Origin of the sequence: Brucella anthropi ATCC 49188 (genome assembly GCF_000017405.1) — a bacterium.
Lineage (GTDB): Bacteria > Pseudomonadota > Alphaproteobacteria > Rhizobiales > Rhizobiaceae > Brucella > Brucella anthropi.
In genome coordinates this window covers 1,682,610-1,704,410 of record NC_009668.1, presented here as the reverse complement: position 1 = coordinate 1,704,410, position 21,801 = coordinate 1,682,610, and the positions used below count along the sequence as shown (strand labels likewise).

Genomic DNA, 21,801 nt, shown 5'->3' with positions numbered 1-21,801 from the left:
GAAAAACAAAATGGGGCGCACTTGATCAGAAGCGCGCCCCATTCGATAATTTACCCGACAGTCTAGCGACGGCGCAGGACCGACAGAACTTCTTTGCTCGGATGACCGTCCGGCTGAAGTCCGTTGCGCTGCTGGAAGGCTTCGATGGCCGCCCGCGAAGTGGAGCCGATCTTGCCATCAATATTGCCGTCATAATAGCCGAGCGCTTTCAGATGCGTTTGCAATTCCTGCCTCTCGTCCATGGTAATCGGCGTGAATGGGCGATTCCAGTCCTGACGAAGTCCCTGATAGCCGCCGATGCGATCGGCAAGCAGGCCGACAGCAAGTGCGTATTTGTCGGCGTTGTTATAGCGCTTCAAGACGAAGAAATTCTTTGTCATCAGGAAGGCGGGCCCCTGACGACCATCCGGCACTTTCAGCGTTGCTTTTTCGCTCGGATCGGGGAAGGCGCGTCCGTTGGCACGAACGAGACCGATCTTCTGCCATTCGGCAATCGAGAGTGAGCCGGAAGGGAACTTGCGTCCTTGTGGCAAGGCTACTTCGTAACCCCAGCTACGGCCCGGCTGCCAGCCATTGCGATGCAGGAGGTTGGCCGCTGTACCCAGCGCATCGGGGATCGAATTCCAGATGTCACGCTTGCCATTGCCATCCATATCGACGGCATAGGCCTGATAGCTCGTCGGGATGAATTGTGTGTGGCCGAGCGCGCCGGCCCAGGAACCGGAAAGATGGCCGCGGTCAATATCGCCGGTCTGGAGAATCTTCATTGCAGCAATCAGCTGTGTGCGGCCATATTTGGCGCGACGCTGGTCTGCATAGGCAAGCGTTGCCAGCGAACGGACGGCATCGCGCATAACGTCATCACGCTTGAGAATTTCGCCGTAATTGCTTTCCATCGACCAGATGGCGAGCAGGATATTGCGATCGACCGAGAAACGCTGTTCGATGCGCTGGAGCCACGGACCCCATTTGCGCGCCATGTTCTGGCCGACTGAAACGGAATGTTCGTTTACGCGGTTATCGACGTAGTTCCAGACCGGTTCGGTGAATTCGGGCTGATAGCGGGCCTTCTGCAGCACGACCGGGTCTGGCGCATCCACGCCGCGAAATGCGCGGTCGAACGTGGAAGGCGAAACACCTGCATTTATGGCGACAGGGCGAAAACTGGCGACCCATTGGCGAAATTTCGCATCAGCCAGTGCGGAACCGGTCGTCAGCGTTGAGGCGAGCACAGCTATCGCAACCGTTGCAGCTGCTTTCAGCTTCATCGTCTGGCCCACCGTGAATGGAAATCGCAGCATTCTGTGTTTCCCTTCTGCAATCAAATTTAGCCGATACCGGCGCGTTTCCCTTCGACCTGGATTCTGCCCGTTCCGGATTGCATTATTCAATTAATACCATCCTGTGTTGAATTTGAGCCAGCAGAAAATTCCGGATCGAACCGTTGAACGTTCAATTTAGAACCTGTCGGTTAGCAATTGGTTTACCATCGCGGCCTTGCTTTAAAATTCGCTAAAGTTTCGAAAAATTTTTGAATCAAGCAACATTAAGGTCGGGTCATTGAATGTGATGGGATGGGTCACGCAATTTCGTCGTTCTTTAATGAAAAGGCCTTATTTGAAATTCAGTCGTTTCAATGCTTTGATAGTAAATCTGAAATAGTGAAATCGAGGAGAGGAATGAGTTCGATCCGAAAAATTCGCAAGGCCGTGTTCCCTGTTGCAGGTCTTGGCACCCGCTTCCTGCCCGCCACCAAATCCATCCCCAAAGAAATGCTGACGGTCGTCGACAAGCCCGTCATTCAGTATGTGGTCGATGAGGCGCGCGAAGCTGGTATCGAACATCTGATTTTCGTCACCGGGCGCAACAAGGCGGTCATCGAAGACTATTTCGATGCGCAGGTTGAGCTTTATTCCACGCTCGCAGAGCGCGGCAAGAAGGCGGAACTGGAGCATCTTCAGGATATCCAGCCGCAGCCGGGAACGACAAGCTTCACCCGCCAGCAGGTGCCGCTCGGTCTTGGCCATGCAGTCTGGTGCGCTCGTGAGCTCGTCGGTGATGAGCCCTTTGCTCTCCTGCTGCCAGATATGGTCATGCAGTCGAAGAAGGGCTGCCTGAAGGAGATGGTTGAGCTTTACGAAAAGACCGGCGGCAACGTCATCGCCGTGCAGGAATGCGACCCGGAAGAAGCGCATAAATACGGTATCGTCGGCAAGGGCGAAGCCATCGGCAGCGGTTTCGAAATCACGCAGATGGTTGAAAAACCTGCCAAGGGCACGGCGCCTTCCAATCTTTACATCAATGGTCGCTATATCCTGCAGCCGGAAATCTTCGAACTTCTGAGCAAGCAGGAAAAGGGCGCTGGCAACGAAATCCAGTTGACGGATGCCATGCTGAAGCTTGCCGACGCACAGAAATTCTTCGGCTTCGATTATCAGGGCCTGACATTCGACTGCGGCTCCAAGGCTGGTTTCATCGAAGCCAACGTTGCCTTCGCGTTGTGGCGCAACGACATTCGGCCTTCGGTCGAAAGCTCGATCGGCAATCTGCTGAACACCATCAAACCAGCCTGATATAACCAGTCAAATCTCTGGTCACGCCCCCTGCAAAGGGGGCGTTTTTTTATGGTCGCGGGTATTATTTCCGTGAAACTTGCTTTTTTTGACAATGACAATAGGCTTTTGGCCTAGTACGTACCCAAAAAAGTGTGAAACATCTTTTGGGTGCAATCGGTCCAACAGGTTCCTCCCCCCTCATAAGGAATAAAGCATGCAGGAATTCCAGCAGACGATGGGTGCAGGCGCGCTCATCTCGATAGCGGTGGGCGCTGTTCTATTATTGCTTTTGCTCATCATCCGGTTTCGTGTCCATGCCTTCGTAGCGCTTATAATCGTCAGCCTCTTGACGGCGCTCGCGACCGGCATCCCGGCAGGCAATATTCTGACGACAATCACTTCCGCCTTCGGGTCAACCCTTGGCGGGGTGGCACTTCTGGTCGGTCTTGGCGCAATGCTGGGCCGGTTGCTTGAAATATCCGGTGGCGCCCAGGCGCTTGCCGACGATCTCATCCGACGGTTCGGCGAAAAGCGCGCGCCCATGGCGCTTGGCATCGCGTCGCTCATCTTCGGCTTCCCCATCTTCTTCGATGCGGGATTGGTCGTGATGCTTCCCGTGGTCTTCACCGTCGCACGGCGCCTGAAAGGAAGCTTGCTTCTCTACGGTATTCCGGTCGCAGCGGCCTTTTCGGTGATGCATGTTTTTGTGCCGCCGCATCCGGGCCCGGTGGCCGCATCCGAGCTTCTGGGTGCAGATGTGGGGCTTCTCATCCTCGTCGGGATCGTGGTCGTCATACCTGTCTGGTTCATTGCCGGGCACCTTTTTGGTGCATGGATCGGCAAGAAGATCGTACTTCCGATCCCCGATAGTTTTGATGCCGGGAAAAACGGAGAAGAAGCTGTCAATCCCCCGAGTTCCGGCTTGGTCATGTTGCTGCTTCTGCTGCCGCTGGTTCTGATCTTCATCAATACGGGGCTCGATTTTGCCCGCGCGCAAGGCTGGGTCAGTGCTGATGCAAACTGGTATCAGCTGGCGCGAATGATCGGATCGACGCCGGTTGCTCTCCTGATTTCAGTGCTGGTGGCATCCTATGTGCTTGGGCCACGGCGCGGCAGAGATGCAGCCAGCGTCGAACGCATTCTCGATTCGGCGCTCGGTCCGGTGTGTTCCATCATCCTGATTACGGGCGCAGGCGGCATGTTTGGCGGTGTTCTGCGTGCTTCCGGCATTGGTGACGCCTTGTCAAATGCGTTCGCCGATACAGGACTGCCTGTCATCGTGGCAGGCTTCCTGATCGCAACGATTTTGCGCGTAGCACAGGGGTCGGCAACGGTAGCGCTGATAACGGCTGCCGGGCTTATCCAGCCTGCCGTTCAGGCTGCCGGATATCACGGGCTTGAGACCGCCGCGGTGGTGATCGCCCTTGCTGCAGGGTCGGTCATGCTCTCCCACGTCAACGATTCCGGTTTCTGGCTCGTCGGTCGTTTCTTCAATATGGACGTCAAGACAACGCTGAAAACCTGGACGGTTCTGGAAACCCTTATCGGGCTTCTGGGCTTCGGCATGGCGTGTATTCTGTTCTGGCTCGCTTAAACTCACGATAAAACGGCATCCCGAAAGGGATGCCGTTTTATCTCCACACTAGAGCATTTCCTGTTTTAATTGAATCATTGGAAATGCTCTATCTGTTTGTTTTTAATCATGTCTTTATCCCGAAACCGGATCCCACTTTCGGGAGACATGCTCTAGCGCTGCACCTTCACGCCGAGATAGACGCTGTCGGCGGTATATTCGCGATCGGAAATCTTGCTTGTCAGGAATTCGTGACGCAGGCGCGCATCCAGCCCGACAAACCGGTTGATCCAGTAGGTTGCCCCGATCTGCGCACCGATCGTGTAATCGGTTCCGGTGCCATCCTTGTTCTGCCGGATATTCGCGTCGAGCCTGCCGTTGAGGCTCAGGTCTGAACGTATGCGGTGCGTCACATCGAGGCTGGCAAAATGCAGGAGCGACCCTGCAATGCCGGGCGTGGTCGAAGTATCGACCATTGTCTGCGCATAGAGGCTCACATCGGTTCCGCGCAGCGGTGACCAGTTGAGCGCTGCATTGATCGACGGTCCGCTGATGTCGCCAAGACGAGAATCATCGCTGTTGGCGCGCATGTAACCGGCGGCGAATTCGCCGTTCAGCTTCTCGCCCATATCCAGCATCATACCGCCGCGCAGGGCAAATTGTGATCCGCTGCGTTCATAGCCGTTGCTGTCTACCTTCTCGTCGAAGATGCGCTTGCCCAGCTCAACTTCAGTGAAGGGCTTGATTGCCGGGGACAGGCTGAAGCCGCCGCGCAGCGTAATGCTGGCATAGGTGTTGTCGCGATCCTTCTGGCTGACCGTGCCGCCGGAGGACAATTCCGCATCGCCATAAATATTGTGCTCGACCCGTCCGGTTGCGCTGCCGAAGATCAGCCCCATGTCTCGTTCGACGCCGAGGCTTCCATTGAGTGTGTGAACCAGAGGCCGTTGCAATGCGCCGACGACCCCGTTCGGGCTTGACGCGCTTTCGCGGCGCAGCCGATAGCCTGCGCCAGTGTTGACGGTCGTCTGGTCACCGAGATCGAAACGCAGTTTGCCCTGAATATCGACCTGCGGTTCGGAAACGTCTTCGCCCGAAATGGACTTGGCCCATGTGCCCGAAGCATCGAGTGTTGCCTGATGGCGCGCCCAGTCCGACTGTGCATTGAGCCGCAACGTGGTTTCGTTGAGAACGGCGCTGGAACCGCTTGCGCTGTTGTCGCCGTTGGTCGTGACACGGATACCCTGTTCCAGCGACGGTCGCAGGATGAACGAACCGGTGCGAATGCCGACCGGCGCGAACGGGTCGGTTTCCTGCGTGAAGCTTCGGCCCTGCTCGGGCGATTGCCGGAGATTTTCGCGCTGTGCCCGGCCCGTTTCGTCGCTTGCGTCGGTATCGACCGAGCCAACACGAATATTGTCGGGTCGAAGCGGCTGACGGTCCTGCGGCACGGGAACGGTCGGAGCGGTTTGTGTTGTGGTGGTCGGGTCTGCCGCTGTCGTGTTTTCAGGCGGGGTATAACTGTCGTCGGTCGTCTCGCTGGCGCCGTCATCATATCCGGGCGCGGCAAGCCCGCGATTTGCGAGCGTTTCCGGCGAGGAGGCTGAAAGCACGTCCTCGGCAACGCTTCCGCGCAGATAGGCTTCCTGAGCAAATGCAGAACCATGCCAGATTGCTATCGCCACGCCCGACAAAAACAGGCATTGCAGCCTGCGGGCAATGGGCGTCGAACCGCCAGAAGGGGTCTTGGCAAATAGCATGTCGTGTTTTCAAACCGTCGCAACGTGGTAGATGAACGGTAAAGGCACATGGTTAATTCTTGGTTGCTGCGGCTGAATTCATGGCGATGCTCGCTGCACAAATGTTTGGACAACCGACTGTGAAAAAGTTAACCCTTGCCGCCATGGAAAAGCTCGATCAGATCATCCCTCCGGCAGATGCGGAAGCGACTATTGCTTCGGCGCTGCGCACCATAAAGACCGAAAATGCGGGCCTCGCAGCGCTTGAAGAAGCGCTGAATGACGGCCTTTCCGGCCCCTTTGTCGAAGCGGTGAAGCGTATCGTCGCCTCGCGCGGACGTCTGGTCGTTACGGGCGTCGGCAAGAGCGGTCATATCGGCTCCAAGCTCGCTGCTACTTTTGCCTCGACCGGTACTTCGGCATTCTTCGTTCATTCGGCGGAAGCCAATCACGGCGATCTCGGCATGATCGACCGCGACGATGTTATTTTGGCCATCTCATGGTCGGGTGAAACGGCAGAATTGAAGGGGATCGTCAATTATTCGCAGCGCTTCCGCATTCCATTGATCGCGATTACCTCACGTGAGGATTCTGCGCTTGGTCGTGCTGCGGATGTCGTGCTGCTCTTGCCGAAAACTGCCGAGGCCTGCCCGCATGGTCTGGCGCCCACGACCTCAACCATGATGCAGCTTGCCATCGGTGATGCGCTGGCAATAGCACTTCTGGAAGCGCGCGGCTTCACCCCGAGTGACTTCAAGACATTTCATCCCGGTGGTTCGTTGGGGGCAAGTCTTATCCATATCCGCGATATCATGCATCGCGGCGAACGCCTCCCGCTGGTGGAAGTGGGCACCTCTCTGCCGGACGCGATGAAGGTTCTGGCGCAGAAGAGTTTTGGGTGTGTTGTGGTTGTCGACGGTGGTGGTGATCTGGCAGGCATCGTCACAGACGGCGATATATCGCGCAATCTGAGCCGAAACCTTGCGGCTTTGGCAGTTGACGACGTCATGACACGCAAGCCCAAGACGGTCGACCAGAACATGCTGGCGACGGCGGCACTCAACACCATCAATGAAAATCACATCGGCGCACTGATCGTCACCGAGGCCGGGCGCCCGATCGGGCTCGTGCATTTCCACGACCTGCTGCGGATCGGCGCTGCTTGATAGGGCATTGAGGCATTATGTTTTGTAGGGCAGATATATTGCCCTACTGCCTTATTCTGCCACTTCAATCTCCAGCGAGACCGGATCAAAAGCCACAACGCGGACTTCTGTTCCGGTTGGCAGATCAGGGCCTTTCACGCGCCACATCGTATCGTTGATACGGATACGCCCGCGACCATTGATGATCGGTTCGGTCAATGTCGCGCGCTGGCCGACCAGCTGCTCGCCGCGACGATTGAGTAAGGGCTCGTCGGCATCGGTGCTGCGTGAGCCAAAAAAGCGACGCCCCACCAGCACGAAAATGACGGCCAGAACCAGAAACACAACCGTCTGAAACTGCCAGCCAAACCCTGTCGTCGAAGACAAGAGAAAGGCGAGCGCACCGGTTACAAGTGCTGCAAGCCCGAACCAGATGAAGAAGAAGCCGGGTGCCGAGATTTCCAGAATGAGCAGGATCAGCCCGAAAACAAGCCAGTTCCATATGCCGAGACCGGACAGATATTCAATTATCATGGCGCCCTCTCTTCTTTTTTGAGCAGCTTTAGCGCCCTGCGGACGGAACGCTGCGCGGGCGGGAAGGGGTCGGCGGCTGCGGTGCCGGGTCTACCGGCCTGCTGCCATCACCAAAGACTTCCTTGGCAATTGCACCAATGCCGCCGAGCGAGCCGATAAGGGCACTCGCCTCAAGCGGCATCAGCACGACCTTTTGGTTCTTGGCGCTGGCAATATTGCTGAGAGCTTCCGTATATTTCTGCGCAACGAAGTAGTTAAGCGCCTGCACATTGCCGTTGGCAACGGCATCGGAAACCATGGTGGTGGCTTTCGCTTCGGCTTCCGCGAGGCGCTCGCGTGCCTCTGCCTCGCGCTTGGCCGCTTCCAGCTTGCCTTCAGCTTCGAGAATCTGTGACTGCTTCTGACCCTCGGCGCGCAAAATCTGCGCGTTGCGGTCGCCCTCGGCTTCAAGAACCTGCGCGCGCTTGTCACGCTCTGCCTTCATCTGGCGCGCCATCGAGGTGACGATATCTTCCGGCGGATTGATATCCTTGATTTCCACGCGGGTCATTTTGAGGCCCCACGGATGGGCAGCTTCGTCGACGACCCGTAACAGACGATCATTGATCGCATCGCGGTTCGACAACAGCTCGTCGAGATCCATCGAACCCATGACGGTACGGATGTTGGTCATGGTGAGATTGAGGATCGCATATTGCAGGTTCGCGACCTGATAGGCTGCCTGTGCTGCGTTCAGCACCTGATAGAAAGCCACGCCGTCAACGCCGACAATGGCGTTGTCACGGGTGATGACCTCCTGCGTCGGCACATCAAGCACCTGCTCCATCATGTTGAGGCGCGCGCCGATGCGGTCAAAAAATGGCACGATCAGATTGAGGCCGGGATTGAGGGTGCGCGTATAGCGTCCGAACCGCTCGACTGTGTAGTTGAACCCCTGCGGCACGGTCTTGATACCGGCAAACAGCGTTGCCAGAACCAGTGCGGCCAGAATGAGCAGCGTGATATCGAAACCGGTCATTGATTGTTTCCCTTTTAAGGCATTAAGGCAGTAGGGCAATATGACAATAGATGCTTTAGCGCGGCAAACATACTGCCCTAATCGCCTATTGCCTTACACCCATCCCTGCAATTCGCGGCGCACCAGTGTCTCGATGACCTTCATGCCGTCTTCGCTGTCGTTGAGACACGGAATATGGCTGAAACTCTCGCCGCCGTTTTCCAGAAATTCTTCAGCAGCCTCATTGCCGATCTCGTCCACTGTTTCCAGACAGTCGGCCACGAAACCCGGATTGAGAACGGCCATCGACTTGACCCCGTGCTTGGCCAGTTCTTCCACCGTTTCGTCGGTATAAGGCTGGAGCCATTCTTCCGGGCCGAAGCGCGACTGGAATGTGGAGCGAAACTGGCTGTCATCAAGGCCCAGCCGGGCCTGCAGCAAGCGCGATGTTTCAAGACATTGCTGGCGGTAGGGGTCGCCCTTGTCCGAATAGCTTTTCGGAATGCCATGATAGGATGCGAGGACCACTTCCGGCTTGAAGGAAAGTGTTTCCAGATGCTTCTCGATGGAGCGGGCCAGTGCTTCGATGTAAACGGGTTCCGTCTCGTAAGACGGGACGATGCGCACCGCTGGCTGGAAGCGCTTTTTCATGAGCGCTTCGAAGAACTTGTCGTTCACCGTCGCTGTCGTCGTTGCCGAATATTGCGGATAGAGGGGGAACATGACGATCCGCTCGCAACCTTGCTGCAGCAGGCGGTCGGTCACGCTTTCAATGGAGGGCTGGCCATAGCGCATTGCCCAGTCCACGACCACATTCGGATAGTCGGCAAGCGCCGTGGCAAGCTTCTCGCCCTGCGCGCGCGTATAGGTCCGCAGCGGAGATTCGTTTTTCTCGCGGTTCCAGATGCGGTCGTAAAGCTTGCCGGAACGCTTCGGGCGAGTGTTGAGAACGATGCCGTAAAGGATCGGATACCAGATAAGACGCGGCCATTCGATGACGCGGCGATCCGAGAGAAACTCGGCCAGATAGCGGCGCATCGGGCCGTAACTCGTGCCATCCGGTGTGCCGAGATTGACCAGCAGAACACCGACCTTGGGCAGTTTTGCCTGCACCTCAGTTTTGGTTGTCTGGCTGGGCTTCTCCTGCACTTTATCCATCTCACTCATCTTCCGACTCCTGTTCAGCCGGAAAACTAGAGAAAAAAAGACAAATTACAATCCTGACAATTGCCGCTGGCGCAATTCTATCGGCGCGAATGTTTTTCGCGCCGTAAATATTTGAAACTTACGCAAGATATCGGGTGCTTATGCTGCCGCGCGCCGTGTCAGGGAGAAGCGCGAACCCGACGACGACGTGCAGTTGAGCTGCGTCGGAGAAACAAGTGCGCAGTTCACTTTTGACGATGTGCCGCGCACGATGGAACGCATGTCGATCTCGACAAGCTGCGGCGACTGGTAACGGTAGTTGCCTTCGGCAAGCTTTTCGTTTGTGTCAGTGGAGCGGGTCTCGAAAATGCCGCCGTTGAACGACGAGACGATGCCGTTTGGATCGACCCAGCTGCCTTCGATGCCGGCAGGGGCGCGGGATACGGTCGGGACATTGCCGCCGACCGGGCCAGTCGTTTCACACGCGGCCAACGCCAGCGACATGACTGCAAGAGGGGCAATGATGCGGAAGCGTTTCATATCCATGCTCTCCATTAAAGCATTTTCGGGCCAGAACTGCGAAATGGCTGGCGTCTGAAATGCGTAAAACCAAGTATTTAGAGCGGCTTCAACGATTCCGTGCCGATTGGAACCGCTCGGGGATGGTTAGTTTGATGTATTGAAACTTGCACGAAAACAAGCCCTCATTGTGAGGAATGGGCCTCCGTTTGTCGATTTGTTGACAATGATGCAAGATCGCCGCGCAGAGTGGAAGGCTGTGCCCGATCTTTCCGTTTCGCTGTCACGACCCGAAAATCAGCATTGCCGATATAAACATCATGACGGCGACGATCACCGACGACGCTGAAAGTGCGCGACGAAGATAGTGCTTGAGCGCAGTATTGTTCTTGAACGAGACCATGGAGGCAATGGATTTCGTTAACTGGTAGAGAGCGAGATAGAGGACAATCGAGATTAGCCCGATCGTCCATCCAAACTGCACCGTCTGGCTGGGATGCCCCGGCACACCTAGAATCCAGGGCAAGACCAGAAGTCCGCAGATCAGAGCCATCAGATCAGGAAACCGGCTTACAGCCAGCTTTATCGTATTGCGGGCAAATATCGATAAACGCACATATTCCTCATGGAATGGCCCGGTCGAAGCCGGGCCAGCTTGATTAGCGAACCAGAATATTCCGGAATTGCCACGGATCCTTGGTATCGAGGTCTTCCTTGAACAGATGGCCGCGACCTTCCAGCGGTGTCCAGTCAGTGTAATAGCCGTTCAACGGACCCAGATATTGCATCTGGACTTCAAGGCAACGGCGGTAATCCATCTCGTCGGTCTCGACGATGCCGCTGCGCGGATTTTCCAGCGCCCAGACCATGCCCGCCAGAACGGCTGAGGAAACCTGCAGGCCAGTCGCGTTCTGATAAGGCGCAAGTTTGCGCGCTTCCTCTACGGTCAACTGCGAGCCGTACCAATAGGCATTCTTGTCGTGGCCATAGAGCAGCACGCCAAGTTCATCGCTGCCGTCCAGAATTTCATGCTCTTCCAGAACGTGCTGCACGGGTTGCGCCTTGCCGCTCGCGCCGAACATTTCGTCAAGGGCCAGAATGGCGTCATTGCTCGGGTGATAGGCGTAGTGACAGGTCAGGCGGAAATCAAGCTTGCCCTTCTTGTCGCGCAGCGTGAAAAAATCGGCGATGGAGATCGCTTCATTGTGGGTGACGAGCAAGCCATATTGCGCGCCGAGCGTCGGACACCAGGTACGAATACGGGTATTGCCGCCCGGCTGTTCAAGGAAAATTGCGGCCTTGTTGCCCTTCTTCTGCTTGCGGGCATTCTTGGGCATCCATTTTTCATGGCTGCCCCAGCCAAGCTCTGCCGGTTGCAGGCCTTCGGCGATGAACCCTTCGACGGACCATGTATTCCAGAATGTGTTGAAAGGTTTCGGCTCTTTTGCGCGTTGAGTATCGCGTTCGGCGATGTGGATACCCCTGACGCCGGCTTTTTTCATCAGTTTCGCCCAGCCGTGGCGATCATCCGCTGCCGGTTCGGTGAAATCGAGCTTCAGTTCAGTCGCAAGATCGACGAGCGCTTTCTTGACGAACCACGAGACCATGCCCGGATTGGCGCCGCAGCAGGAAACCGCGGTCGTGCCACCGGGATTCTTGCGCTTTTCAGCGCGCACCGTTTCGCGCAGCGCATAATTGGTGCGCGAGGCATTGTCAGCTTCTTCATCGAAATAGAAGCCGAGCCAGGGTTCCACCACGGTGTCGATATAAAGCGCGCCATGCTCTCGGGCGTAACGCATCAGATCGAGTGATCCGGTATCGACCGAAAGATTGACGATGAAAGGCTGGCCTTCCGTTTCTTTCAAGAGAGGTCCAAGAACCTTCTTGTAATTGTCCTTGGTGATTGCTTCCTTGATGAAGCGGATGCCCTTGTCATCGAGGATTTTGCGATTGGCTTCGCTCGGATCGATAACGACCATGCGCGACTTGTCGAATTTGAAATGACGTTCAATCAGCGGCAGGGTACCGCGCCCGATCGACCCAAAGCCGATCATGATGACGGGGCCGGTTATCTCGCCATAGACTTGCCATTTCGCTTTCGCCATTTTCTTCCTCTGAGGTGCCGCAGAATTGCGGTGTTGGGTTATCCTTAGCCCGATTTAGCTTATGCGCGGGAACGATAACACAACTTCATAGAAAGAAAGAAACGTCACAAGCCTATGACATCAATACATGTTTAATGCGGATTGGCTTTTTAAGCCTCGATCAGCTGTGCCCGGATCATGCCGCGCAGCGAATTGCCGACGAGAATGTTGCGCGCATTTTTGAGCGTTTCGACGGTAACGATACCCTCTTCGACAACATTGTTGTTCAGCAATTCACGGCGCAGAACCCCGTCGAGGAGGCCGCATGACAGGGCGGGCGTCGTGCAGGTCGTGCCGCCTACATCGAGAAATATCGACGTAATGGTTCCCTCACAGACTTCGCCGCGATCATTGAGCAGGATGACTTCGTCGATCTCTGCCGTTGAATACTCTTCGCGTGCTGCGATATAGGCCTGCCGTCGCGTCGTCTTGTGGCGCAACAGAGTATCATTGTGATCAAGGTGCGTGCGGGCAATCGCGATTCGCCAGATCGTCTGGCAGGAGAGTGGTTCAAAAGGCATGGTCGAGACAGTGGTCACGCCATCGGGCGCAAGTGTCAGCCGCACCTTCAGGGCCTGCTCACCGGTTCCGCTTTCTGAAACCTTCTGCCGGACAGCTTCCATATTGCAGGAAAAACCGAGTTCACGGGCGGAATTTTCGAGACGCGCCATATGCAAATCGAAGCGTAAAACGCCCGAGAGCGGCTCCCAGCGCATGGTTTCGATCAGCTGATAATCCGGCTCCATGATCACAGCCTGCGCCCCGTGTGGCTCGACAGTGCCGCGAACCGTGCTTTCAGAAGACATTCCTCGTACTCCGCTTGCGCCGTGGAATCGAAGACCACGCCACCCCCGACGTTGAAGATCGCACGATTTTCATCGAGAAGCGAGATCGTGCGAATGGCAACGTTGAAACGCATCCGCCCGCTTGGCTCGATCCAGCCGAGCGAGCCGCAATAAACGTCGCGCGGCCCGGCCTCCAGTTTACGCAGGATTTCCATGGCGCTGATCTTTGGTGCGCCGGTGATCGAGCCGCACGGGAAAAGGGCTGCAAAGAGCGTGCGCAGCGGCAGGTTTTCTTTCAGTCTGGCCCGCACGCGGCTGATCATCTGGTGGACGGTGGGATAGGTTTCGATGCGGAAGAGTTCCGGCACGTCGAGCGATCCCACTTCGCTGACAAGCGAAATATCGTTGCGAAGCAGATCAACGATCATACGGTTTTCGGCCTGATTCTTCGGATCGTTCAGCAGAAACTGGCGGTTCTGCTTGTCTTCTTCAGGCGTGGCACCGCGGGGCATGGTGCCTTTCATCGGATGGGTTTCAATCCACCCGTCGCCGTCGACTTCAAAGAAAAGTTCCGGCGAGCGCGACAGGACAACCGGTCCACCAAGATCGCAATAGGTCGCGTAGCGAACCGGCTGACGTTTTGCGAGCATGTTGAACAGGATCAGCGGATCGCCGCCCCATTCCGCATGGATCGGAAATGTGAGGTTGCCCTGATAGCAATCGCCTTCGCGCAAGTGCTGATGCAAGCGTTCGAAGCGGGGCGCATAGTCGTCAAACGACCATTGCGCGACCGGATCGCGCAGAAAGGTGGCATTGTCTTCGCCGCGGCCGTGCATAGACTGGTCGGAAGGGCCATCGAACACCCCGAAGCAGAGAAGCGGGGCATTGCGTCCCTCTGGCAGCAACGGCTTCAGCTTGGGTTCGAGAAGATAGCCGGCTTCATAGGATAGATAACCCGCAAGCCATTTTCCGGCATTATGGGCCGCCTGCATCGCATCCCATGCGGGTTCAAATTCATCAGGTGTGTCGGCGCGAATGATCGATGAGGGGGCCGTGAAAAGCACATCGCGGCCCGCCTTGTCATCCCGGAACAGGATAAGCGGCTTATTGCTTTGGTGAGTCACGCAAGTGCTCAGTCTTCCATGGCTTCAAGCTCGTCGATGATGCCTTCGATCACTGACAGGCCCTTGCTCCAGAAATCCGGATCGCTTGCATCCAGACCGAACGGCGCAAGCAATTCCTTGTGGTGCTTGGTGCCGCCAGCCTTCAGCATGTCGAAATATTTCTGCTGGAAGCCCTTTTCCGAGTTCTGGTAGACCGCATAAAGCGAGTTCACCAGACAATCGCCGAAAGCATAGGCATAGACATAGAACGGTGAATGGATGAAGTGGGGGATATAGGTCCAGAAGGTCTCGTAACCCGGATTGAGATTGACGGCATCGCCAAGGCTTTCGCGCTGCACATCCATCCAGATTTCGCCGATGCGTTCTGCGGTCAGTTCGCCTTCGCGGCGCTCGGTGTGGACGCGACGTTCGAACTGGTAGAAGGCTATCTGGCGCACGACCGTATTGATCATGTCTTCAGCCTTCTGGGCCAGCATGGCCTTGCGTTCGCGCTTGTCCTTCGTCCGCTCCAAAAGCGAGCGGAAGGTCAGCATTTCGCCGAAGACCGAGGCGGTTTCGGCGAGCGTCAGCGGGGTTGAGGCCATCAGCGCGCCCTGACCGCCAGCCAGAATCTGATGCACGCCGTGACCAAGCTCATGGGCAAGCGTCATCACATCGCGCGGCTTGCCCATATAGTTGAGCAGCACATAAGGATGCGCAGACGGCACGGTCGGATGCGCGAAAGCGCCCGGCGCCTTGCCGGGGCGCACCGGCGCGTCAATCCAGTTCTTGTCGAAGAAATCCTTGGCGATTGCGGCCATTTCCGGCGCGAAATTGCCATAGGCGGACAGCACCGTTTCACGCGCTTCATCCCACGAGATAAGCGCCTGCGGCGTTTCCGGCAGCGGCGCGTTGCGATCCCAGTTTTCAAGCTTTTCGAGGCCGAGCCATTTGGCTTTCAGGGCATAATAACGGTGCGAAAGGCGTGGATAGGCGTCTTCCACCGCCTTGGCCAGCGCGTCCACCACTTCCCGCTCGACGCGGTTGGCAAGGTGGCGGCTGTCGGCAATATCCTGAAAACCGCGCCAGCGATCGGAGATTTCCTTGTCCTTGGCGAGCGTGTTGGTGATCAGCGTGAATGTGCGCAGATTGGCGGCAAAAGTCTTTGCCAGTGCATCGGAGGCTTTTTTACGCACGGCCCCATCGGCGTCCTGAAGCATGTTCAGCGTCGGCTCGATGCTGAGTTCCTTGCCATCGATTTCAAAGCGAAGCCCTGACATCGTTTCATCGAACAGCCGGTTCCAGGCGCTGTAGCCGGTAATCGACTTTTCATGGAAGAGCTGCTCCAGCTTGTCATCAAGCTGGTACGGCTTGTCCATACGCAGATCGGTCAGCCATGGGCGGTAATGGCCAATGGCCGCATTGTCGCTCATCGCCTTTTCGAGAACTGCATCCTCGATGCGGTTCAGTTCAAGGCCGAAGAAAATGAGATGGGTGCTGGCGTCGGTCAGCTTCTGCTGTACGTCGCCGAAAAGCTTCATGCGCTTCGGGTCGGACGTGTCACCATAATAGTAGAGGCCCGCGAAGGAGCCGATACGGCCCATCAGCTCATCGAGAGCCTCGAATTCCCTGATTGCATCGACAAAATTGCCGCCATTGGTCTTGGCTGCTTCGTCGCCGAGCTTGCCTTTCCAGCGTTCCTCGAAGGCTGCAGCGTCCTTCATCGCCTTTTCGATATCGTTTTTCAGTTCTGCGCTGTCCGCAGACGGATAAAGATCGCCCAGATTCCATTCCGGCAGGTTGCCGAGGTCAGTCGTTTCGGCAGCAACCGCATCACTGGCCGGTGCGTGCAAAACCTTGTTGAAGGAAACGGATTCTGAAAAGCGGGTCATGAACATTCTCCAAGAGCATTTCCAGAAAAAGTGCGAAACGGTTTTTCGTCGGATAATGCGTACAAACAAAGAGATAGAGCGGTTCCACGATTCCGCGTTAACCGGAACCGCTCTACTAGGCCTCTTCTCGCATGTCTTGCCAGGATCGCCAAGAGGTGGGAAAAGCGCCTCGAAATTTTGTGATGGCCTGTCCCGTGGTAGATTGCAGAAAAGCAAATACCTGAATCAGGAAGTGGATTCAGGATACAATTTTTGTGAATGGGACGCTTAGGTACATTTAGTACCTTGCATTCGACGAAGGCTTGCCTCCAAATAACGCGCCTGGAATATGAGACATTTAAACTGTTTAAGTATTTTGGGCGTGGGAACTCCATAGGTTGATGATAGCTGTTAATGGCCACGCGCATACTCATAGCGGATGACGATCCGATTCATCGGCGCAATCTTGAAGCGATAGTCATGCGCATGGGCTATCGGACCATTCTTGCTGACGGTGGAGCAAGCGCACTCGGTTTCGTAAGCCAGCGTAAGGACATCGTCCTGATGCTGCTTGATCTATCGATGCCGGACATGGATGGCCTGACCGTTTTGCGCCGGATGCGCGAAGCTGGAAATAATGTTCCCGTTATTGTTCTCGTTCAGAATGATGATCTCCAGCCGGTTCTGCAGGCAATGAAAATGGGCGCGGTCGATTTTGTGACCAAGCCGGTCGCCTTCGAGCGTGTGCAGGTTTCGGTTTCCAATGTTCTGAAGATCGATGCGCTGACGCAGGAAATCCGCCGCGCCCGCTCATCCCTGAAAGCTCATCTGACACTTTCCGACATGGCGATCAAAAGCCCGGAAATGGAGCGGGTCAGCATTCTGGCACGTAGGGCCTCGGCGCTGGATGCACCGCTTCTGATCGAAGGAGAGCCCGGCAGCGGCAAGGAAACACTGGCGCGCGCTATTTGCAGCGGCGGTGCCCGCTGGCGTGGCCCTTTCGTGACCGTTGATTGCCGCACCTTGACCGTCGACAATGCCGACGAAGTTTTCTTCGGCGTTTCGACTGCACGGCGCGACCGCCGCGAGGATGATGTCATCCGCAGCCTCGGAAAACTCGTGGAAGCCGATGGTGGGACGCTCTTTCTGGATGAGGTGGGTGCGCTGCCACGCCACACGCAAATCAAGCTTTTTGCCGCCATGCAGTCCGGCCAGTTTGAGGCCGGCGGCGGAGGCGAGCGCACGTTGTCCAACGCCCGCATCATGGCATCGAACAGCCGCCCTCTGGCGGATCTCGTCGATATGGGGCGTTTCCATGCAGGGCTTTACCATCTGCTCGGCTCCTTTGCCGTCGCTATGCCGCCGCTGCGCAACCGTCTGGAAGATATTCCGATCCTGCTGCATCAGTTCATGATGCGCTATGTCAGTGAAGAACGGATGGGGCATATCACCGGCATCACCACCCATGCGCTGGAAAAGCTGAAGACCTATCATTGGCCCGGCAATGTGCGGGAGCTGAAAAATGCCGTTTATCGTGCCGTCCTTCTCTGCGAGACTGGCGAACTGACGGCAGCTGATTTCGCACAGATCGGTGCGGGGGCAGAGGCTGCAAGGGCAGTGCAGCAATCGGTTCGGTTCAACCTTGTCGATCACGATCCGACGGTGAGTGGTCAGTCGGGCTTGTTCAGCGGGATCGATGGGGCAGGCGAGGTACGCACGCTTGCCGCAGCCGAAGAAGAAATGATCCGGTTCGCGATTGCTCATTATGACGGGCAAATCAGTGAAGTTGCTCGTCGTTTGGGCATTGGAAGAACCACACTTTACCGGAAGCTGAAGGAATATGGCATCGATGTGACGTCGATTTCCGGCAAGGGACCGGGTGCCGATGAGGAGGGGGAAACGACCCCTTTCAACCGTGCTGCCAGTTGATTAAACTCTGCGTAACCAATTGAATTTTAGTCGTTTATAATAGATTGGCTGTCACGCCTGGCAGGTACTGTTGCCGATTAAAGACTGTTAATAATTTTTTAACCATGACAAAAATAGATGCGCGTGTGTGGCTTTTTTGCCATGGTGTTTCCTCATTTGTTGTTCACTAAGCGTCCATTAACCATTAAATCCGACAATCGGAGCTCGAGCGGAACTGGGACGCAGGCTTTTTGTGGCACCACAAAGAAAGTCCCGAGGGATGCCTGGAGAATGCTTCTGGGGCGGAAAAACGGTAAGGCGATACGATTCGATGAACAGCATATCGACCATTAAAGCGCGCTTTGCGAAGGTTTGGACCGGGATGAAGGCATCTATGTCCGTTCCGTCTGCCCTTGCCGCTGCTGCGGTTCTCATGGCGCTGTCTCCTTCGCAGGCTTCGGCTGAAACCCGCTCTCTCAAGCTTTATTACGTTCACACCGGTGAAAAAGCGGAAATCGTCTTCAAGAGAAACGGTCGCTTTGACGCCCAGGGTTTGAAGAAGCTGAACGTTTTCCTGCGAGACTGGCGCCGCAACGAGCCGACCAAGATGGACCCGCGCCTGTTCGATCTGGTCTGGCAGGTCTATCGCTCCACTGGATCGAGCCAGTATATCACCGTCGTTTCCGCTTATCGTTCACCGGCCACCAATGCCATGCTGCGCTCGCGTTCCGCGAAGACCGGCGTTGCCAAGAAGAGCCAGCATATGCTCGGCCGAGCGATGGACTTCTATATTCCTGGCGTACCTCTGGCAAAATTGCGCGGCATCGGCATGCGCTATCAGATCGGTGGCGTCGGTTATTATCCGCGTTCCGGCTCGCCATTCGTCCACATGGATGTTGGCAATGTTCGCTCCTGGCCGCGCATGAGCCGCCGCGAACTGCTCGCACTCTTCCCGGATGGCAAGACCGCTCACCTTCCCGCAGACGGCAAGCCGTTGCCGGGCTATGAGCAGGCATTGGCCATGATCGAGAAGCGCAAGGCCGGTGGCGGCGAGATCTTGATGGCCAGCAATTCCGCGCCGCGTCGCAGCAAGAGCCTGTTCGGTGCGCTGTTTGGCGGCGGTGCCGACGAAGAAGAAGACACTGGTGATGTGAGCGCCCCGCCGGCCACGGCACGGCCAGCTCGTGCAGCGCCTGCGCGTCAGACTCCGGCAGCGGTTCCGGAAGAGCCGGTCCAGCAGCCGCGTGAAACTATGGTTGCTGCTCTGCCTGCCCGCGATGCTCCGCTTCCGGTACAGGCACCGCGTCCGGAAACGGGCCTTGATGCACAGGCACAGGCCGCAGCCGAAGTCCCGGTCGCCGCACTAAACGTTCCTATCCCGGCTCGCAAACCCGCAATGGCGCCACAGGATGCCGTTGCACTCGCCGCAGCCGAACCTGCCGCCGATGCGGCAGCTGCCGCCCGTGCCGCCGTGGATGCGAATACGGTTCAGGTTGCCGATGCTGGCACGCCTTCGCCGCTGATGAATGGTTTTGTGCCAATCCCGTCGGCTCGCCCGCAGCTTGAAACGGATAATATGCAGCTTGCAGCTGCAGTGGTGCCGTCAGCGCGTCCGACGCGTCCGGGTGAAAACACTGCCACAAACGGTCAGGATGCGATTGCCGCGCTGGTCAATAGCCAGCAGGCCGAACCGACGCAGCTTGCCGATGCAGGCAATGCGGCTGTGCCGCAGCCGGGCGAAACGGCAGCGTTCCCGCTGCCGAAGGAAGCGCCGCGTGCCAACACGCAGCTTGCCCTGCTTTCCAAGAGGGATGAGATCGGCGAACTGATCGCACCGCCTTCTGACGATTATTACGACAGCAAGCCGGTTGCAGACGCTGCGCCAAAACAGGCTCCAGCAGCTGTGCAGACAGCGTCGGTTGCCCGCACGGCACCGGCAAAGCCGACAGCCACTGCTTCTGCGGCAGTCCATAAACAGGTCGCAGCGATTGGCAAGGCAGCAGAAACTGGTGTTCGTACCACCGCGAAGGGCGGGCGTTATGTAGCCAAGGCCCAGTCCAAACCGCGTGCAGTTGTCCAGCCTGCGGTAATGCCAACTTCGGAAGTCGCCATGTCGACGGAATCGGTGTCGAGCACCATACCGGTGACCAATCCGGTTCTCCGCAACGATGCGATGCGCTCCGCACCGGCCATGGTCTACACGGCAGGTTTCCAGCGTGGCAATCTGCCGACCGAACGCGCCAACCAGTTCAGCGGCAATGCCGTTACCTTCCTGACGGTGGCCAAGTTCACGGAAACCAACTGATCGCCATCCAAACGATGACAAACCAAAAGAAAAGGGGCCTTCGAGGCCCCTTTTTACATGCCATATGAGCTTACTCAGCTTTTCAGATCAGCTGCTTCACTTGCAAGGTCGGTGATTGCATCCCAGTCGCCAGCCTCGACGAGTTCTTTCGGTGCAACCCAGGAGCCGCCGACGCAGACGACGTTCGGCAGCGACAGGTAATTCCTGGCGTTTGCAAGGCTGATGCCGCCTGTCGGGCAGAAGAAGGTTCCGGCCAGCGGAGAGGACAGCGCCTTCAGGAACGATGCGCCGCCAGCCTGTTCAGCGGGGAAGAATTTCAGATGGGTATAGCCCTCTTCGCGGAGCGCCAGCATTTCGCTCGGTGTAATGGCGGCGGGCAGAAGTGGCACGTCGCTGTCATTGGCGGCAGCGACGATGTATTTCGTTGCGCCGGGGCTGACGATGAAGCGCGAACCAGCCTTCGCTGCATCCTCATATTGTTTGGCATTGAGGATCGTCCCGGCACCGACGATTGCTTCCGGCACTTCCGATGCGACCGCGCGGATGGCATCGAGTGCCGCAGCCGTGCGCAGGGTGATTTCGATGGCGGGCAATCCGCCTTTGGCAAGCGCGCGTGCCAGCGGAACAGCATGTTCCACCTTGTCGATCAACAGAACCGGAATGACCGGCTGGCCTGTCATGATGGGGACGAGAAGATCGGTTTTCTGGGACATCGGCTTGCTCGGCTGTTTGAGTGGATAAATCGATTTAAATCTCCTTCGTCGGTTTGTCCACCATTGAAGAAGGCTTGATCACGCGGCTCTTTTAAAGTTCTCAAGCCGCTTTTGCCAGCGCTGATAGGCTTCGGCCATGCGTTTGTCATATTCGTTGCGGGCGAAAGCCGGACCGTTATAGCGTCGGGCGAACTCGCGCCAGTTACGGGCCTTCAGCACGTCGAGAAGCTCTGCCTTTTCGATGAAGCGCAGCATCAGCCGCGCCTGCCCGGCAATCGATCCGCGTGCTTCCGCCACAAGTTCATCGACGGTGGCATAACCAAGCCATTCCCAATGCGCACCCATAACCTGCCCCAGCCCCCAGGAGGTGGATTCAAGCGCTGCCTTTTTGCTCAAGCCCATCGCACGTTCAAGCAGAAGCCAGCGCGCAGCTTGCGATTTCGGATTGCGTATCTGGCCTGCGACCGGTGCGGACAGGCTGTTGCTCCTCGCGTAGTCACGCACACGACCGGACAGCCTGCGGTCGAAATAATGGCCCTCGAACCGGATGGCCGGTTCTTTGCCTCCGCTGATATCGAATAGCGCCTTCCCGCCGCTTTCCACTTCCGCAATTGCCAGCAAAGCCGCCGGGTTAATCTCCGTCTCATCTGCCATTGTCGTCAGGGCTGCAATTGTCTGGCTGTCGAACATATCTCTCTCCTCGAAAAGTGGTCTTCGAGGCGGATTTTGGGGCGTCTTGGTCGCATGAGGATAAAGTTGACTTG

18 protein-coding genes are annotated in these 21,801 nt (G+C 56.8%); 5 read left to right on the top strand and 13 right to left on the bottom strand.

What is annotated here, in order from left to right:
- Positions 1-62: 62 nt before the first annotated feature.
- Entirely contained in the window at positions 63-1,301 is a 1,239-nt protein-coding gene (locus OANT_RS22035; RefSeq protein ID WP_012093563.1) for a lytic murein transglycosylase, read from the bottom strand.
- Positions 1,302-1,679: 378 nt separating this feature from the next.
- Between OANT_RS22035 and galU the strand changes: the two genes are divergently transcribed.
- Positions 1,680-2,573: a UTP--glucose-1-phosphate uridylyltransferase GalU gene (gene galU / locus OANT_RS22030; RefSeq protein WP_012093562.1), complete on the top strand. Its 894-nt coding sequence runs from the start codon at positions 1,680-1,682 to the stop codon at positions 2,571-2,573.
- 196 nt (positions 2,574-2,769) lie between these two features.
- Positions 2,770-4,149 (top strand): GntP family permease, encoded by a 1,380-nt coding sequence (locus OANT_RS22025; protein WP_010660668.1) that lies wholly within the window; start codon positions 2,770-2,772, stop codon positions 4,147-4,149.
- Positions 4,150-4,301: 152 nt separating this feature from the next.
- Here the strand turns inward: OANT_RS22025 and OANT_RS22020 are convergent, their stop codons facing one another.
- The gene (locus OANT_RS22020; protein WP_012093561.1) at positions 4,302-5,888 is read right to left on the bottom strand and encodes an outer membrane beta-barrel protein; all 1,587 of its coding nucleotides are present in this window, start codon (positions 5,886-5,888) and stop codon (positions 4,302-4,304) included.
- 143 nt (positions 5,889-6,031) lie between these two features.
- On the opposite strand from OANT_RS22020, the gene OANT_RS22015 reads away from it, so the two are divergent.
- A complete protein-coding gene (locus OANT_RS22015; RefSeq protein WP_029929782.1) occupies positions 6,032-7,033 on the top strand; it encodes a KpsF/GutQ family sugar-phosphate isomerase in 1,002 nt (333 codons plus the stop codon).
- Between the two features lie 51 nt (positions 7,034-7,084).
- On the opposite strand, the gene OANT_RS22010 is transcribed toward OANT_RS22015, so the two are convergent.
- The 9 genes from OANT_RS22010 to OANT_RS21970 form a co-directional block, all read right to left on the bottom strand.
- Positions 7,085-7,546 (bottom strand): NfeD family protein, encoded by a 462-nt coding sequence (locus tag OANT_RS22010; RefSeq protein ID WP_012093559.1) that lies wholly within the window; start codon positions 7,544-7,546, stop codon positions 7,085-7,087.
- A gap of 28 nt (positions 7,547-7,574) precedes the next feature.
- Positions 7,575-8,564: an SPFH domain-containing protein gene (locus tag OANT_RS22005; RefSeq protein ID WP_010660672.1), complete on the bottom strand. Its 990-nt coding sequence runs from the start codon at positions 8,562-8,564 to the stop codon at positions 7,575-7,577.
- A gap of 93 nt (positions 8,565-8,657) precedes the next feature.
- Positions 8,658-9,710 carry a ferrochelatase gene (hemH, locus tag OANT_RS22000; RefSeq protein WP_012093558.1) on the bottom strand — a complete coding sequence of 351 codons (1,053 nt, stop codon included), beginning with the start codon at positions 9,708-9,710 and terminating at the stop codon, positions 8,658-8,660.
- Between the two features lie 138 nt (positions 9,711-9,848).
- A complete protein-coding gene (gene omp10 / locus OANT_RS21995) occupies positions 9,849-10,229 on the bottom strand; it encodes an outer membrane lipoprotein Omp10 (protein WP_010660674.1) in 381 nt (126 codons plus the stop codon).
- 262 nt (positions 10,230-10,491) lie between these two features.
- Complete coding sequence (locus tag OANT_RS21990) at positions 10,492-10,824, bottom strand: hypothetical protein (protein WP_012093557.1); 333 nt, start codon at positions 10,822-10,824, stop codon at positions 10,492-10,494.
- Positions 10,825-10,867: 43 nt separating this feature from the next.
- Positions 10,868-12,313 (bottom strand): homospermidine synthase, encoded by a 1,446-nt coding sequence (locus tag OANT_RS21985; RefSeq protein WP_012093556.1) that lies wholly within the window; start codon positions 12,311-12,313, stop codon positions 10,868-10,870.
- A 149-nt stretch (positions 12,314-12,462) separates the two neighbouring features.
- Positions 12,463-13,158 carry an aminotransferase class IV family protein gene (locus OANT_RS21980; protein WP_040128554.1) on the bottom strand — a complete coding sequence of 232 codons (696 nt, stop codon included), beginning with the start codon at positions 13,156-13,158 and terminating at the stop codon, positions 12,463-12,465.
- Entirely contained in the window at positions 13,101-14,261 is a 1,161-nt protein-coding gene (locus tag OANT_RS21975; protein WP_012093554.1) for an aminodeoxychorismate synthase component I, read from the bottom strand. The genes OANT_RS21980 and OANT_RS21975 overlap by 58 nt, the downstream gene beginning before the upstream one ends.
- 8 nt (positions 14,262-14,269) lie before the next feature.
- Positions 14,270-16,132: a M3 family oligoendopeptidase gene (locus OANT_RS21970; RefSeq protein WP_012093553.1), complete on the bottom strand. Its 1,863-nt coding sequence runs from the start codon at positions 16,130-16,132 to the stop codon at positions 14,270-14,272.
- Between the two features lie 393 nt (positions 16,133-16,525).
- On the opposite strand from OANT_RS21970, the gene OANT_RS21960 reads away from it, so the two are divergent.
- Positions 16,526-18,040, top strand: a complete 1,515-nt coding sequence (locus OANT_RS21960; RefSeq protein ID WP_012093551.1) for a sigma-54-dependent transcriptional regulator — start codon at positions 16,526-16,528, stop codon at positions 18,038-18,040.
- Positions 18,041-18,401: 361 nt separating this feature from the next.
- On the top strand, positions 18,402-20,324 hold the full coding sequence (locus OANT_RS21955) for a peptidoglycan L,D-endopeptidase MepK (RefSeq protein WP_373366459.1): 1,923 nt from the start codon (positions 18,402-18,404) through the stop codon (positions 20,322-20,324).
- Between the two features lie 74 nt (positions 20,325-20,398).
- Here the strand turns inward: OANT_RS21955 and OANT_RS21950 are convergent, their stop codons facing one another.
- Together OANT_RS21950 and OANT_RS21945 are read right to left on the bottom strand one after the other, a co-directional pair.
- Positions 20,399-21,037, bottom strand: coding sequence for a 2-dehydro-3-deoxy-phosphogluconate aldolase (locus OANT_RS21950; RefSeq protein ID WP_012093548.1), 639 nt, complete (start codon positions 21,035-21,037; stop codon positions 20,399-20,401).
- Between the two features lie 78 nt (positions 21,038-21,115).
- Entirely contained in the window at positions 21,116-21,727 is a 612-nt protein-coding gene (locus tag OANT_RS21945) for an N-acetylmuramidase family protein (RefSeq protein WP_012093547.1), read from the bottom strand.
- Positions 21,728-21,801: the final 74 nt, after the last annotated feature.

Excerpts from the sequence above, each read along its gene's own strand:
- OANT_RS22035 (WP_012093563.1), bottom strand. The coding sequence starts at position 1,301 with ATGCTGCGATTTCCATTCACGGTGGGCCAGACGATGAAGCTGAAAGCA.
- galU (WP_012093562.1), top strand. The coding sequence starts at position 1,680 with ATGAGTTCGATCCGAAAAATTCGCAAGGCCGTGTTCCCTGTTGCAGGT.
- OANT_RS22025 (WP_010660668.1), top strand. The coding sequence starts at position 2,770 with ATGCAGGAATTCCAGCAGACGATGGGTGCAGGCGCGCTCATCTCGATA.
- OANT_RS22020 (WP_012093561.1), bottom strand. The coding sequence starts at position 5,888 with ATGCTATTTGCCAAGACCCCTTCTGGCGGTTCGACGCCCATTGCCCGC.
- OANT_RS22015 (WP_029929782.1), top strand. The coding sequence starts at position 6,032 with ATGGAAAAGCTCGATCAGATCATCCCTCCGGCAGATGCGGAAGCGACT.
- OANT_RS22010 (WP_012093559.1), bottom strand. The coding sequence starts at position 7,546 with ATGATAATTGAATATCTGTCCGGTCTCGGCATATGGAACTGGCTTGTT.
- OANT_RS22005 (WP_010660672.1), bottom strand. The coding sequence starts at position 8,564 with ATGACCGGTTTCGATATCACGCTGCTCATTCTGGCCGCACTGGTTCTG.
- hemH (WP_012093558.1), bottom strand. The coding sequence starts at position 9,710 with ATGAGTGAGATGGATAAAGTGCAGGAGAAGCCCAGCCAGACAACCAAA.
- omp10 (WP_010660674.1), bottom strand. The coding sequence starts at position 10,229 with ATGAAACGCTTCCGCATCATTGCCCCTCTTGCAGTCATGTCGCTGGCG.
- OANT_RS21985 (WP_012093556.1), bottom strand. The coding sequence starts at position 12,313 with ATGGCGAAAGCGAAATGGCAAGTCTATGGCGAGATAACCGGCCCCGTC.
- OANT_RS21980 (WP_040128554.1), bottom strand. The coding sequence starts at position 13,158 with ATGTCTTCTGAAAGCACGGTTCGCGGCACTGTCGAGCCACACGGGGCG.
- OANT_RS21970 (WP_012093553.1), bottom strand. The coding sequence starts at position 16,132 with ATGACCCGCTTTTCAGAATCCGTTTCCTTCAACAAGGTTTTGCACGCA.
- OANT_RS21960 (WP_012093551.1), top strand. The coding sequence starts at position 16,526 with ATGGCCACGCGCATACTCATAGCGGATGACGATCCGATTCATCGGCGC.
- OANT_RS21955 (WP_373366459.1), top strand. The coding sequence starts at position 18,402 with ATGAAGGCATCTATGTCCGTTCCGTCTGCCCTTGCCGCTGCTGCGGTT.
- OANT_RS21950 (WP_012093548.1), bottom strand. The coding sequence starts at position 21,037 with ATGTCCCAGAAAACCGATCTTCTCGTCCCCATCATGACAGGCCAGCCG.
- OANT_RS21945 (WP_012093547.1), bottom strand. The coding sequence starts at position 21,727 with ATGTTCGACAGCCAGACAATTGCAGCCCTGACGACAATGGCAGATGAG.